The organism is Pseudoalteromonas sp. 1181_04 (assembly GCF_052850545.1).
In genome coordinates this window covers 197,208-209,800 of the sequence record NZ_VXCS01000007.1, presented here as the reverse complement: position 1 = coordinate 209,800, position 12,593 = coordinate 197,208, and the positions used below count along the sequence as shown (strand labels likewise).

Sequence of the window (12,593 nt, the reverse complement as noted above, 5' to 3'; positions counted from 1 at the left end):
CTACCAACTGGCACAGACTTTGTACAGATCGTTAAATATAACTATAACAATGTTGGTGATTTATCGCAGCAAACATACCCAAGTGGAATGATTGTAAATTATAGTTATAACTCTATAGGGAATATAATTAGCGTTACTGCTCAAAAAAATAACACAAGCAATATTATTGCAACTAATCTTGATTACTTACCTTATGGCCCTTTAAGTCATTTAGAGTACGGAAATAGCCTAACCCTAGAACAAGGCTATGATAATGCTTATCGGCTGACTAATAAAAAGGTGACTGATACATTTGATAAAAAATATATTTATAACTACCTTAATATTCAGTCAATTGATGACTTATTGCATTCGAGTTTATCGCAAAGTTATGAATATGATTTGATTGATAGGTTAACAAACGCACAAGGCCGCTACGGTGACTTAAGCTACACTTACGACAGTATTAGCAATCGCACAAACAAAGTAGTTAATTCGGTATAAATACCATACACCTACAGCGATGGCGTATTAAACAGCGTGAATGGCGTAAATAGATCATATGATGCTATAGGAAATACGCTTAATGATGGCACAAGAACCTATCAGCACAATCAAGCTGGGCGTTTAATAAAAACTAAATCCGGTACAGTTGAATATGACTACCAATATAATTTTCTTGGTCAACGAACTAACAAACAATGGCAAACAGCTAACTCAAATCAAAACGACCACTGCAAAGTAGTTGAAGTCATTAAAAATGTGAAGGTTCGGTCTGAGCCTGATAAAAACAGTACAAAAGTTGGCTATATAAAAGTCGGGCAAAAGTATGTTGAAACCGGCCTGCAAGGAAATTGGCGACGTATTTGGTATCAAAATGAGCAACGTTGGGTATACGGAAGAGGATATTTAGAGGGCTCTATAGAGCAATGTTTTGAAATTGCAAATACTAGAACAGGCAATGTTAATGTCAGAGCAAGTAATACCAGTAGCTCTGAGAAAAGAGGTACAGCACCAGAGGGTTCTATGTGGGTTTTAGATAACTCTCAAGGTGATTGGCTTAGCTTTTGGTATGGTGCAGAGCTCAGTTTTGTTCATAGTAATTATGCTGTTATAGATGAAAAAAACAGTAGTAATCAACGTTATTATCAATATGATTCATCAGGTATGTTAATTGCGGAATTGGATGGCAGTGGTAAACCGTTAATTGAATATATCTATTTAAATGGTAAGCGTATCGCATTTGTAACAGCGGATGAAATTTATTACATCCATACTAACCATTTAGATGCGCCTGTTGCAATAACTAACAGTAATGGCGAACCTGTTTGGACTGGTTACTATACACCTTTTGGTAAGTTAGTTGAAACTAAAAATGAGCTCTCAGAAGAAATGGCATTACGCTTCCCTGGTCAATATGCCGATGCTGAAGCCGGTTTATATTACAACTACTTTAGGGATTACGATCCCGAATTGGGGAGATACATTCAGTCTGACCCGATTGGTTTAGCGGGTGGCATTAATACTTACGAGTATGTTAGTGGTAATCCGGTGAGCTTTATAGATCCATTCGGTTTAGCAAAAATATGTACAAGACCGTTAAATGGATTTAAAGGCTTTAGAACTAGTGGCGTATCAAACACTAATATAGGAATTTTTCATGAGCAGATTTTGTATAAGGATGGAACCAATAGTGGCTTTTCTGGTGATGGGTTGTTCGCTGATGGGTTCGCTTATACAGACTCTGAGACAAGTGCATATTCTTGCAAAAGCAAAGAATATGATGATGCTTTAATGAAAAAAGCAGAAGCTCGCGCTCAAATTTCATTTGACATGAAAAACTATAATGTTGTAGCTAATAACTGTCAGGATTACGTTGATGAAGTAATAAAACAATATTACAACGTGCTCGCTGATAAACAGAGAATGCAACGGTGAAAATAAAATATATTACACCAATATTGATTTTGTTGTTAATAATGGTACATCCTTTAAATATATATGCCAAATGGCATTTAAAAACATTTTCTGGTGGTTTTGTTTATACACTATTAAACTTAACTTATGTTCCGTATGACTATTATCGGCAAATAGGGGAAGTTTGGGTTGATACAGATGAAAGTAGAACCGAGTATTTAAATCTAAAGCATCGCTATAAAGGAAATTATGGAGTTTATATCGCTAGTGAAGCCGTTCGAAATAAAAATCATACTTTTTCGGCAACAATGAATTGTTTAGATAAAGCAATTGAGCTGGAATCTAGTTTTAGTAATCTTACTGATTTAAATAGAGAAAAAGCTACTTCACTATTAATTGGAATGTATAGCGTAGGTGATGAATTTTCTAGTGAAATTAAATGCTCAATATCAATTAGCGAGAAAACACAGGGCCAGTTTTTTGTCTTTGTTAAGAAGTTGATACATTACTAATAAAAGAAAAGTTGTTTGAATCTAAAGCCTCACTAGCCGACGCTGTTAGGCAAATTAACAATAGAAAGATTAAACTTCTCAGGATTGAGCCACATTAGTTTCAACTCAGCTCTTTAATCGCATTACTTATGCCATCTAAACTCAGTGGGTACATGCGGTTGTTCATTAGCTGCTTTATAAAATCAATTGATTGATAGTAACGCCAGTGTTCAACCGGTTGTGGGTTGAGCCAGGCGACTTTATCAAAGTGATTAGTGATACGGGCAAGCCAAACACTGCCGGGCTCTTCGTTGTAGTGTTCCACTGAGCCGCCGGGGTAGGCAATTTCATACGGGCCCATAGTGGCGTCGCCAACAAAGATCACTTTATAGTCACTAGTGAATTTGTTGATCAGCGTCATAGTGTCGATGACGTTGGAATGGCGGCGCTGATTATCTTGCCATACGTGTTCGTATAAACAGTTATGGAAGTAGTAAAATTCTAAGTGTTTAAACTCGCTATGCGCGGCGCTAAATAATTCTTCACAGGTGTGAATATAGTCATCCATTGAGCCGCCAATATCAAACAGCATCAATACTTTTACCGCGTTGTGGCGCTCTGGTGCCATTTTTACATCCAGCATGCCGCCTTGTTTGGCGGTAGCACGAATGGTCTCGTTTAAATCGAGGGTGTCACTGGCGCCAGTGCGAGCAAACTTGCGCAGTTTTTTAAGGGCGAGCTTAATAGTGCGTGAGCCAATTTCACGATCGGAATCTAGGTTACGGTATTCGCGTTTATCCCATACTTTTACTGCTTGGCGATTGCGGTTGCCGTCTTGACCAATGCGCACGCCCTCAGGGTTATAGCCATACGCGCCAAATGGCGATGTACCACCCGTGCCCACCCATTTATTGCCACCAGCGTGGCGTTTTTGTTGTTCTTCTAGGCGCTCTTTGAGGGTTTTCATTAGCTCATCAAGGCCGCCCATGGCTTTAAGCTGGGCTTTTTCTTCATCGGTTAGGTGTTTTTCAAACTCTTTGCGCAGCCAATCTTCAGGTAAGTTGTGCTGCTGTTTTAAGCTTTCGAGTAAGTCCAGATCGGCAATGCCGCTAAAGTAATCAGCAAACGCTTTATCAAACCTGTCAAAGTGGGTTTCGTCTTTAACCATTATGGTACGGGCTAAATAATAAAATCCGTCAACATCGGCAAATACCGCGCCTTTTTTTAGCGCGTTGATCAAATCAAGCAGCTCGCGCAAACTAACAGGTAAACGGTATTCACGCAGTTTGAAGAAAAACGCAACCAACATCTTAACGGCGACTCATAAAGGCAAGTTTTTCAATTAAGCTGATATCTTGTTCATTTTTAAGTAGTGCGCCAAACATTGGCATTAAACCGCCTTTTTGAGTTTTGTCATGCAGAGTTTTTGCATCGATGTCTTCAGCCATAAGCAGTTTTAACCAATCAAGTAACTCGCTGGTGGAAGGCTTTTTCTTAATGCCGTTGACTTCACGTAGATTAAAAAATACTTCTAGCGCTTGGCGAACTAAATCTTGTTTTACGTGTGGGTGGTGAACATCGATAATTTGCTGCATTTCGTCACTAGATGGAAAATCAATGTAATGGAAAAAACAACGGCGTAAAAAGGCATCGGGCAGTTCTTTTTCGTTGTTTGAGGTGATGATCACAATAGGGCGTTGTTTTGCGATTACACGCTCACCGGTTTCATAAACATGAAATTCCATTTTATCGAGTTCTAATAGTAAGTCGTTCGGGAATTCGATGTCGGCTTTGTCTATTTCATCAATTAATAATACCGGGCGTTTGTTATGTTCTTCACCATAAGTAAATGCCTGCCACAACTTGCCTTTAATAATATAGTTGCCAATGTCGTTTACCCGGGCATCACCTAATTGGCTGTCGCGAAGGCGTGATACTGCATCGTATTCATATAAGCCTTGCTGGGCTTTAGTGGTCGATTTGATATGCCATTGGATAAGTGTGGTGTCTAAGCTTTTAGCCAACTCCTCAGCCAGCATGGTTTTACCAGTGCCGGGCTCGCCTTTGATCAAAAGTGGCTTTTCCAGCAAAATAGCCGCATTAACCGCTTGTTGTAACGCTGAACTTGCGATGTAGTTATCAGTAGAATTAAATTGCACGTAAATACCTATCTGGTCTGAGCAGTAAACAATATGCCTATCATGCCATAGTTAATCGGCTTCACCAAGGTAGCTAAAGCGTGGAATAATTTGGCCGTCTTTCTCGACGGTTTCGCTAAACATACTCAGTGGTCGTGCCCACATGCCAAACTCACCATACAAGGCTTGGTAGATAACTAATTGTTCGTCTGTTTCACTGTGAGTGGCGACGTATAGAACTTTGTACTTTGGGCCTTTGTAGTGTTGGTATATGCCTGATTTGAGGGTATGTGGTTTTATTGCTGTAGTCATGTTTTGATCTCTTGTATAATTTGTCTTTGCACTTTTAATGCTAACTAATTTGCCAATACTATGAACTATATTTCGTTAGATGATTACAAAAAAGCGTGGGTTTTTCGTCATCAAGATGCGCCAGTAACAGAACAAGACCTTGCCTTAATTAAACCTATGAGCCATGAGCGTGCCGCTGTTTTATGGAGCACCATGGTGAGCCGCGAGCATGACCACCCTGATTTTTTTGAAAAAACAGATTGGTGTGGTAACGAAGACAATTTCTCGCAAACTATTCACTGGGAAGCTGCATGGGAAGCCGGCGCTGAGCAACTGCCAGCTGAGATACTTGCGCACTTAGGTTGGCAAGCTAATACCACCGTGTATTTTTGTATCGCCCGCGATAATATTATCGAAACCAGCTTTGATGTGTTTAAACGCAATTGGCAAAATTTTATGTTTTTAGCTGATGGTAGTCTGTTATTAGGTAAGAAACGTGATGAAGTAGTGCAGTTTTTAGAAACTGGCGATGCTAAATTAGGTATAAAGTCACAAGTTAAGTAACCTGAGCTTTGCTTTTGTAAATAGCAGAGCTTAAAAAGCAGTCAATACTGTGCTATAAAACAAGCAACTAGATGTTTTAGAGTATGATCGTTGGCTGCAAGCGACCCCTTTCAACAAGTCGATATTTGGCAATCAGATACACAACGTGTGCTATATGCACAGTTGTGCAATGCTTTTTATGCGCGGGAAATAGGTCAATTAGTTGTTGAAGTGAATGAGCAGCGTTTACGCAAGCGATTAAAAAGTCTTCCTTATTATATAGAACGCGCAGCAACGGCCGTGGTAAATGGTCAAGTTCCTTTTCAGTTAGATCCGCACAATGGCTGTTGGCTTGATAAGCAAAAAGCTCAGCCTCCCAACGCAAAAAATAATGATGATTTTTATCAAACACATAAAAATGTAGGTTTAATTGTTCCGCTTTTACTCAATAGCGCAAATCAAACCCGTGTTGCAATAGACAGCATCGACCAAGTAAGCGACAATAAACTTCATTGTAATGAGCATGGTTGGTTTGACTGCCAAGGTCAGCCGCTTGAAGGGCAGTCGGTGGTGTTATTAAAGCCCACAAAGGCAACAATGGCCGCTGCTTGTTGTGGCCATCAGTGGTCTTTTGATAAACGCACAACACCGCGTATTTTATCACTGAGAGAAATGCTGCTAGCAGGCAATATCAATTGGCGTAATTTAAAACGTCCCCATGTTCGAGTTAAAAAAATATAATACCAGTAGCCTTAATCGCATTATAAATTTGTACTGGTAGAGTAAAATCAAGGAGTGTTTAATGCGACTGTTTCAATTCACGCTGCTGTGCTTAGCGTTATTTGTACAATATCGATTATGGTTTGGCCACAACGGTGTACAAGATTATAGTCGTTTAAAAGCTGCTGTTACTTCACATCACGATACTAATGCTCAATTGATCAAACGTAATAAAGTGCTTAAAGCCGATATTGAAGATTTAAAGCTTGGTCAAGAAGGTGTGGAAGAGCGCGCTCGAAATGAATTAGGGATGATCAAACCCGGCGAAACATTTATTCGTGTTTTACCTGGGCAGCAACAAAATGACAACTAATTATACCCTTGCAGCCATAGTCCCAGCCGCTGGCGTGGGAAGCCGAATGCAACATAGCGCACCGAAGCAATACATTCGCTTGGCTGGTAAAACAATTCTTGAACATACACTTGCTAAACTAGCGCAACTCAAACAGTTAACGACTATTGTAGTAGCCGTCAGCGATGATGATCCTTATTTTGCTGCGCTGGAGTTTATTGATCAGCGCATTGTCCGTGCAAGTGGCGGCAAAGAGCGAGCAGACTCGGTACTTAATGGCTTATTAGCGCTTGCAGATAACCCGCCTGATTGGGTGTTAGTGCATGATGCGGCAAGGCCACTGGTTACGCTGGCTGATATTGAGTGCTTACTTAGTGAATGTATTAACGCTGATGAGGGCGGTATATTAGCAAGCAAAGTGAAAGATACCATTAAGCGCGGTGCAACTCATAGCCAACAAACAGTGCCACGGGATGACTTATGGCAGGCGTTGACCCCGCAATTATTTAAGTACCACGATTTAACGCAGGCATTGCAAACTGCGCTTGCTCAGCAGGTTACGATCACCGACGAAGCATCGGCAATAGAATGGGCGAATAAGCCCGTAAAGCTAGTGGCTGGGCGTAGCGATAATATTAAAATAACCACTCCAGAAGATTTAGATTTAGCCAACTTTTTACTCCAAAAACAACACAGTGAGAATGCATCATGATTCGTATAGGCCATGGCTTCGATGTCCATAAATTTGGTGGCGAAGGCCCGTTAACTATTTGTGGTGAAAAGATTGCTTACCCACAAGGCTTTTTAGCGCACTCTGATGGTGATGTTGCGATCCATGCACTATGCGATGCTATTTTAGGCTCATTAGCAATGGGCGATATTGGCAAGCACTTTCCTGATACCGCCAGTGAATATGAGAATATAGATAGCCGTATTTTATTACGCCATGTTGTTGATTTAGCTAAGCAGCAAGGCTATGTACTGGGTAATGCGGATGTAACGATAGTAGCGCAAGCGCCAAAAATGCTGCCGCATATTCAAGCCATGCGTAAGAATTTAGCCGCTGATTTAAATGCTGAACTGGACCAGGTAAATGTCAAAGCAACAACCACTGAAAAGCTCGGTTTTGAAGGGCGAAAAGAAGGTATTTCAAGTCATGCAGTGGTTATCATGAGCAAGCAATCACTATGAGCGAGTTAAATTATTTATACGGTGCACCACTATCTAAAGCTGATTTTAAAACCACTGCTGAAGATTTTATGGTGGACGAAGACTTAGGTATCGAATTTACCGGCAGTGGTGAACACGTCTGTTTACAGGTCGTTAAAAAAGGCGAAAATACCCAATACGTTGCTAAATTACTTGCCCAAAAAGCGGGGATTTCGCCACGTGATGTCAGCTTCGCTGGTATGAAAGATCGCCACGGAGTATGTAGTCAGTGGTTTAGTGTGCCAGTACCCATTAAAAAAGACATTGATTTTACTGAGCTAAACAGTGAATCACTGTTTATCATTGCTCAGCAACGGCATAATCGTAAGCTGCGGACTGGCTGCCACAAAGGTAATAAATTCAGCATTATTCTGCGTAATGTAACTCAGCCGTTAGACATTCTTTGTCGTATCAACGCGGTACGCGCCGGGGTGCCTAACTATTTTGGCGAACAACGCTTTGGTCACGATGGTCATAATTTAGTGATGGCTAAAAAGATGTTTGCCGGTGAGCGCATTCGTGACAAAAAACTACGTGGTTTAATTATCTCTGCTGCACGTTCTTATGTGTTTAATCAAATAGTGAATTTGCGTGTTGCTGAGCACGGCTTAGCTAAAACCATGCACCGTGAAGTGTTTATGCTCAGTGGTAGCAATGCATTTTTTGAAGATGCCATTAGCGATGAAAATATCGCTCGTCTTGCCTCTGGCGATATTATGATGTCTGCGCCATTGGTCGGCACTAGCGAAAAAGGCCTCACCGAACAAGAAAAAATATGGCTAGAGCCGTATCAAGATTGGTGTGAAGGGCTTGGTAAGTTAGGGCTGAAAAATGAGCGCAGAATGTTGCGTTTGATCCCACAAGATTTAACCGTTGAAACGATTGATGAAACTACCATTAAATTGAGCTTTGGTTTACCCAAAGGCACCTTTGCCACGGCATTGTTACGTGAGCTGGTGGATTACACAGATGCAAGCCCACGAGTACATAAAGAACAGGACGCTGAAAATGAAAATTCTTCTAAGTAACGATGATGGTGTTAATGCAAAAGGTATTGCAGTGTTGTATCAGGCATTGACGCAAATTGCAGACGTAACGTTAGTTGCACCTGATCGCAATTGCAGTGGCGCAAGTAACTCACTGACGCTACTTAATCCACTGCGTGCTACCACGCTAGATAACGGGTTTATTTCGGTCAATGGTACGCCCACTGATTGTGTACATTTGGGCGTGAATGAATTACTTAATGAAAAGCCCGATTTAGTTGTGGCTGGCATTAATCATGGCGCGAATTTAGGTGACGATACTTTGTACTCAGGGACTGTTGCAGCAGCAACCGAAGGACGTCATTTAGGCTTGCCCGCAGTGGCGGTGTCTTTGTGCTCAAAAGAAGGCAATCATTTTGAAACGGCAGCAGCGGTGACTGTCAGCATAATTAAAGAGCTGGCGTCACATCCATTGCCAAAAGATCAAATCATCAACATTAATGTGCCAGATATTCCGTTATCTGAGCTAAAAGGCGTGCAAGTAACGCGTTTAGGTGCGCGTCATAAAGCAGAAACCATGACTAAACAACAAGATCCATGGGGACGAGACATTTATTGGTATGGGGTTTTAGGTGCCGAAAGTGATGCCGGAGAAGGTACAGACTTTTATGCTATCAATAATGGCTATGCATCGGTTACGCCACTAAGTGTTGATATGACAGCGAAAGATAGCTTGGCTGCAGTTGGTGAGTGGCTTAAAACGATGGAGATCAACGGTGCTGGCTAATTATACTCGAAGTGCCCGTGCGCTCGCTGACCTATTACAGCGTGAAGGTGTTGAAGATAAATTGGTACTCAGCGCTATTGCTGATATTCCACGTCATGTATTTGTTGATGATGTACTTAAGCATAAAGCGTATCAAAATACGGCGTTGCCAATAGGTCAAGGACAAACAATTTCACAGCCATATATTGTTGCCCGTATGACCGAGTTACTGCGTTTGGCTGGCGTGCGCGATAAAGTACTTGAGATAGGCACGGGTTCAGGCTATCAAACAGCGGTGCTGGCGAAAACCTTTTCAAAAGTATTTTCGGTAGAACGAATTAAAGCGTTACAATGGCAGGCTAAACGCCGTTTACATAACCTAGACTTATACAACGTTTCCATGAAACATGGCGATGGCTGGCAAGGCTGGCAGTCACAAGCGCCGTTTGATGGCATCATTGTAACCGCCGCTGCATCGCAAGTCCCGCAGGCATTACTTGATCAACTCAGTGATGGTGGGGTGATGATTGCGCCAATCGGTAATGAAGAACAACAACTGGTTATGGTTGTGCGCGAAGGCGAAAAATTTACTCAACATGTTATTGCGCCAGTTAGATTTGTACCTTTAGTCCCTGGCGACATTGAATAGGAAGTCACTTTGAAATTGTTTACTAAGTTATACGATATGGCATTAGTGTGGGCAAAACATCGCCACGCAGAGCGTTATTTAGCTGGGATGAGTTTTGCTGAATCGGTTATTTTTCCTATTCCACCCGATGTAATGCTCGCGCCGATGTCGCTTGCACAACCGAGCAAAGCATGGCGCTATGCTACTTTTGCTACAGTTGCTTCGGTGCTTGGCGGTATTTTAGGTTATTTGCTCGGATTTTGGTTATTTGAACCTGTAGTAGAGCCATTAATAGCGCAAATGGGTTGGCAAGAAAAGTTTAATACCGCTTTAAGCTGGTTTAAAGATTATGGCGTATGGGTGGTGTTTTTAGCCGGTTTTTCGCCAATACCCTATAAAGTATTTACTATTGGTGCAGGGCTTTTGCACATGGCGTTTTTACCTTTTTTATTAGCTTCTGCTGTCGGGCGTGGTGCGCGGTTCTTTTTAGTTTCAGCGCTAATGAAGTGGGGCGGAGTAAAAATGGAGCAAAAATTACGTCAATATGTTGAGGTACTTGGCTGGGGGGTAGTGATTTTAGTGGTGGTTGCATACTTTTTATTACGTTAAGCATCTAAATAACTACTTTTAGCACAAGGAGCAAAACACCATGAATAAACAGTACGTCTTCTATGTTACTTTATTTACAAGTGTTTTGCTCAGTGCCTGCTCATCTCGACATGCCCCTGCTCCGGTCAGTAGTTTAAATACCAGTGTTAAACCTTATACTAGTAAAGTAAATATTAATGGTGACCGCTACACGGTTAAAAAAGGTGATACGTTATATTCGATAGCCTTTAGCGCCCAGCAAGATTTCCGCACGTTGGCAAAAAATAATGGCATACCAGCCCCTTACATAATCCAACCGGGGCAAACAATTTCTTTTAAAAATGTACCTGAAAAAATAAAAAAGCATAAAAAATATACGAAACCGAGTGAAAAGTCTACAAGTGACATACAAAAAAATAACAAAAAATTAAAGAAAGAGCTTGATCAGCCAAAACAACGAGAGTATGTTCAAAAACAAGCCAATAGGAAAATTAGTAAAAATAACAGTTTGTCCTCGACCCAAGTTAAGTGGTCGTGGCCAGCTAAAGGAACAGTAACTCAGCGTTTTTCAACCAAGGAAAGCGGTTATAAAGGGTTACAAATTACTAATAAAAAAGGTGTCGCTGTTTTTGCCGCAGCACAAGGGACTGTAGTTTATGCGGGTAATGCACTTAGAGGATACGGTAATTTAATTATTTTGAAACATAATGATGATTATCTTAGTGCCTATGCACATAACTCTAAGTTGCTAGTTAAAGAAAAACAGGATGTGAAAGCTGGGCAAAAAATAGCCGAGATTGGCAGTTCAGACTCTGAAGTGACGGCATTGCGTTTTGAAATCCGTTACCGAGGACAAGCTGTTAATCCTGAGAAGTATTTGCCTTAGCTATCGGTCGGGTATTGATCATAGTGATATAAGATCACTTGTTTGCTTGAGGGTACGCTCATGGGTAACACAGCAAAAATAGAAAAAACGAAAGATGCGATTGATGATAAATTTGATGATATAGCTGTCGCTGATACAGACTCTGAATTATTAGATGACGTCGATAAAGATGATGATAAAGAAGATGAAATATTTGCCAAAGAGGAAATCACTAAGAATTTAGATGCGACTCAGCTGTATTTAGGTGAAATTGGTTTTTCGCCATTATTAAGTGCTGAAGAAGAAGTCTTTTTTGCTCGCAAAGCATTAAAAGGCTGTAGCGCTTCTCGTAAACGAATGATTGAAAGTAATTTACGTTTAGTTGTTAAAATCGCCCGCCGTTATAATAATCGTGGCCTTGCGTTACTTGATTTAATTGAAGAAGGTAATCTTGGTTTGATCCGCGCCGTTGAAAAATTTGATCCTGAACGTGGTTTTAGATTTTCGACCTATGCGACTTGGTGGATCCGTCAAACAATTGAACGCGCCATCATGAATCAAACCCGCACAATTCGCTTACCAATCCATGTAGTGAAAGAACTTAACGTTTATTTACGCACCGCACGTGAACTAACGCAAAAGCTGGACCATGAGCCCACTGCCGAAGAAATTGCAGCGTGTTTAGACCGACCAGTTGAAGACGTAACTAAAATGCTGCGTTTAAACGAGAAAATCACCTCTGTAGATACACCTATTGGTGGTGAAAACGATAAAGCATTGTTAGATATTATTGCCGATGAAAAAGGCTTTGGCCCGGAAGGCGAAGTACAAAATAATGATATCAATAAGCACATTGTAGACTGGTTAGGTGAGCTTAATCCTAAGCAACGTGAAGTGCTTGCACGTCGTTTTGGTTTGTTAGGTTATGAGCCATCAACGCTTGAAGATGTGGGTCGTGAAATCGGTTTAACGCGTGAACGAGTAAGACAAATTCAAGTAGAAGCACTGCGCCGCTTAAAAGATATTTTGCAGCATGAAGGATTAAGTACTGATAGCTTGTTTGATCAGTTTTCATAATATTGATACAGCAATAGACGCAGCAACACAAACACACACAGAA

17 protein-coding genes are annotated in these 12,593 nt (G+C 41.0%); 14 read left to right on the top strand and 3 right to left on the bottom strand.

What is annotated here, in order from left to right; all coding sequences use genetic code 11:
* The 3 genes from FW757_RS07950 to FW757_RS07940 form a co-directional block, all read left to right on the top strand.
* Positions 1-483, top strand: a 483-nt coding sequence (locus tag FW757_RS07950) for a hypothetical protein (protein WP_446441075.1), incomplete at its 5' end; no start/stop codon positions are given.
* Between the two features lie 36 nt (positions 484-519).
* Positions 520-1,917 (top strand): RHS repeat-associated core domain-containing protein, encoded by a 1,398-nt coding sequence (locus tag FW757_RS07945; protein ID WP_404699009.1) that lies wholly within the window; start codon positions 520-522, stop codon positions 1,915-1,917.
* Complete coding sequence (locus tag FW757_RS07940; RefSeq protein WP_182761392.1) at positions 1,914-2,408, top strand: hypothetical protein; 495 nt, start codon at positions 1,914-1,916, stop codon at positions 2,406-2,408. The genes FW757_RS07945 and FW757_RS07940 overlap by 4 nt, the downstream gene beginning before the upstream one ends.
* 100 nt (positions 2,409-2,508) lie before the next feature.
* Here FW757_RS07940 and FW757_RS07935 read toward each other — a convergent pair whose 3' ends face one another.
* From FW757_RS07935 to FW757_RS07925, 3 genes are read right to left on the bottom strand one after another with little or no spacing between them, the layout of a single operon-like run.
* Positions 2,509-3,696 carry a vWA domain-containing protein gene (locus FW757_RS07935; RefSeq protein WP_446441074.1) on the bottom strand — a complete coding sequence of 396 codons (1,188 nt, stop codon included), beginning with the start codon at positions 3,694-3,696 and terminating at the stop codon, positions 2,509-2,511.
* Position 3,697: 1 nt separating this feature from the next.
* Entirely contained in the window at positions 3,698-4,546 is an 849-nt protein-coding gene (locus FW757_RS07930) for an AAA family ATPase (RefSeq protein ID WP_182739735.1), read from the bottom strand.
* A 51-nt stretch (positions 4,547-4,597) separates the two neighbouring features.
* A complete protein-coding gene (locus tag FW757_RS07925) occupies positions 4,598-4,837 on the bottom strand; it encodes a DUF1653 domain-containing protein (protein WP_145235257.1) in 240 nt (79 codons plus the stop codon).
* Between the two features lie 60 nt (positions 4,838-4,897).
* On the opposite strand from FW757_RS07925, the gene FW757_RS07920 reads away from it, so the two are divergent.
* The 11 genes from FW757_RS07920 to rpoS all read left to right on the top strand — a co-directional run bounded on the left by FW757_RS07920 (position 4,898) and on the right by rpoS (position 12,550).
* Entirely contained in the window at positions 4,898-5,380 is a 483-nt protein-coding gene (locus FW757_RS07920; RefSeq protein ID WP_182739734.1) for a DUF2947 domain-containing protein, read from the top strand.
* 90 nt (positions 5,381-5,470) lie between these two features.
* Entirely contained in the window at positions 5,471-6,100 is a 630-nt protein-coding gene (locus FW757_RS07915; protein ID WP_145235262.1) for a hypothetical protein, read from the top strand.
* Between the two features lie 61 nt (positions 6,101-6,161).
* On the top strand, positions 6,162-6,452 hold the full coding sequence (gene ftsB / locus FW757_RS07910) for a cell division protein FtsB (protein ID WP_145235264.1): 291 nt from the start codon (positions 6,162-6,164) through the stop codon (positions 6,450-6,452).
* Positions 6,442-7,143, top strand: coding sequence for a 2-C-methyl-D-erythritol 4-phosphate cytidylyltransferase (gene ispD, locus FW757_RS07905; RefSeq protein ID WP_182761388.1), 702 nt, complete (start codon positions 6,442-6,444; stop codon positions 7,141-7,143). The genes ftsB and ispD overlap by 11 nt, the downstream gene beginning before the upstream one ends.
* On the top strand, positions 7,140-7,622 hold the full coding sequence (ispF, locus tag FW757_RS07900) for a 2-C-methyl-D-erythritol 2,4-cyclodiphosphate synthase (RefSeq protein ID WP_182731532.1): 483 nt from the start codon (positions 7,140-7,142) through the stop codon (positions 7,620-7,622). Before ispD ends, ispF begins: the two co-directional genes overlap by 4 nt.
* On the top strand, positions 7,619-8,668 hold the full coding sequence (gene truD / locus FW757_RS07895) for a tRNA pseudouridine(13) synthase TruD (RefSeq protein WP_182731531.1): 1,050 nt from the start codon (positions 7,619-7,621) through the stop codon (positions 8,666-8,668). The genes ispF and truD overlap by 4 nt, the downstream gene beginning before the upstream one ends.
* Positions 8,649-9,413 (top strand): 5'/3'-nucleotidase SurE, encoded by a 765-nt coding sequence (gene surE, locus FW757_RS07890; RefSeq protein ID WP_145235272.1) that lies wholly within the window; start codon positions 8,649-8,651, stop codon positions 9,411-9,413. The genes truD and surE overlap by 20 nt, the downstream gene beginning before the upstream one ends.
* The gene (locus FW757_RS07885; RefSeq protein WP_446441073.1) at positions 9,403-10,041 is read left to right on the top strand and encodes a protein-L-isoaspartate(D-aspartate) O-methyltransferase; all 639 of its coding nucleotides are present in this window, start codon (positions 9,403-9,405) and stop codon (positions 10,039-10,041) included. Before surE ends, FW757_RS07885 begins: the two co-directional genes overlap by 11 nt.
* Positions 10,042-10,050: 9 nt before the next feature.
* Positions 10,051-10,629, top strand: coding sequence for a YqaA family protein (locus FW757_RS07880; protein WP_145235276.1), 579 nt, complete (start codon positions 10,051-10,053; stop codon positions 10,627-10,629).
* A 40-nt stretch (positions 10,630-10,669) separates the two neighbouring features.
* On the top strand, positions 10,670-11,494 hold the full coding sequence (locus tag FW757_RS07875) for a peptidoglycan DD-metalloendopeptidase family protein (RefSeq protein WP_337118320.1): 825 nt from the start codon (positions 10,670-10,672) through the stop codon (positions 11,492-11,494).
* A gap of 60 nt (positions 11,495-11,554) precedes the next feature.
* Positions 11,555-12,550, top strand: coding sequence for an RNA polymerase sigma factor RpoS (gene rpoS, locus FW757_RS07870; RefSeq protein WP_145235280.1), 996 nt, complete (start codon positions 11,555-11,557; stop codon positions 12,548-12,550).
* The last annotated feature ends 43 nt before the right edge of the window (positions 12,551-12,593 follow it).

Excerpts from the sequence above, each read along its gene's own strand:
- FW757_RS07935 (WP_446441074.1), bottom strand. The coding sequence starts at position 3,696 with ATGTTGGTTGCGTTTTTCTTCAAACTGCGTGAATACCGTTTACCTGTT.
- FW757_RS07925 (WP_145235257.1), bottom strand. The coding sequence starts at position 4,837 with ATGACTACAGCAATAAAACCACATACCCTCAAATCAGGCATATACCAA.
- FW757_RS07920 (WP_182739734.1), top strand. The coding sequence starts at position 4,898 with ATGAACTATATTTCGTTAGATGATTACAAAAAAGCGTGGGTTTTTCGT.
- ftsB (WP_145235264.1), top strand. The coding sequence starts at position 6,162 with ATGCGACTGTTTCAATTCACGCTGCTGTGCTTAGCGTTATTTGTACAA.
- ispD (WP_182761388.1), top strand. The coding sequence starts at position 6,442 with ATGACAACTAATTATACCCTTGCAGCCATAGTCCCAGCCGCTGGCGTG.
- ispF (WP_182731532.1), top strand. The coding sequence starts at position 7,140 with ATGATTCGTATAGGCCATGGCTTCGATGTCCATAAATTTGGTGGCGAA.
- truD (WP_182731531.1), top strand. The coding sequence starts at position 7,619 with ATGAGCGAGTTAAATTATTTATACGGTGCACCACTATCTAAAGCTGAT.
- surE (WP_145235272.1), top strand. The coding sequence starts at position 8,649 with ATGAAAATTCTTCTAAGTAACGATGATGGTGTTAATGCAAAAGGTATT.
- FW757_RS07875 (WP_337118320.1), top strand. The coding sequence starts at position 10,670 with ATGAATAAACAGTACGTCTTCTATGTTACTTTATTTACAAGTGTTTTG.
- rpoS (WP_145235280.1), top strand. The coding sequence starts at position 11,555 with ATGGGTAACACAGCAAAAATAGAAAAAACGAAAGATGCGATTGATGAT.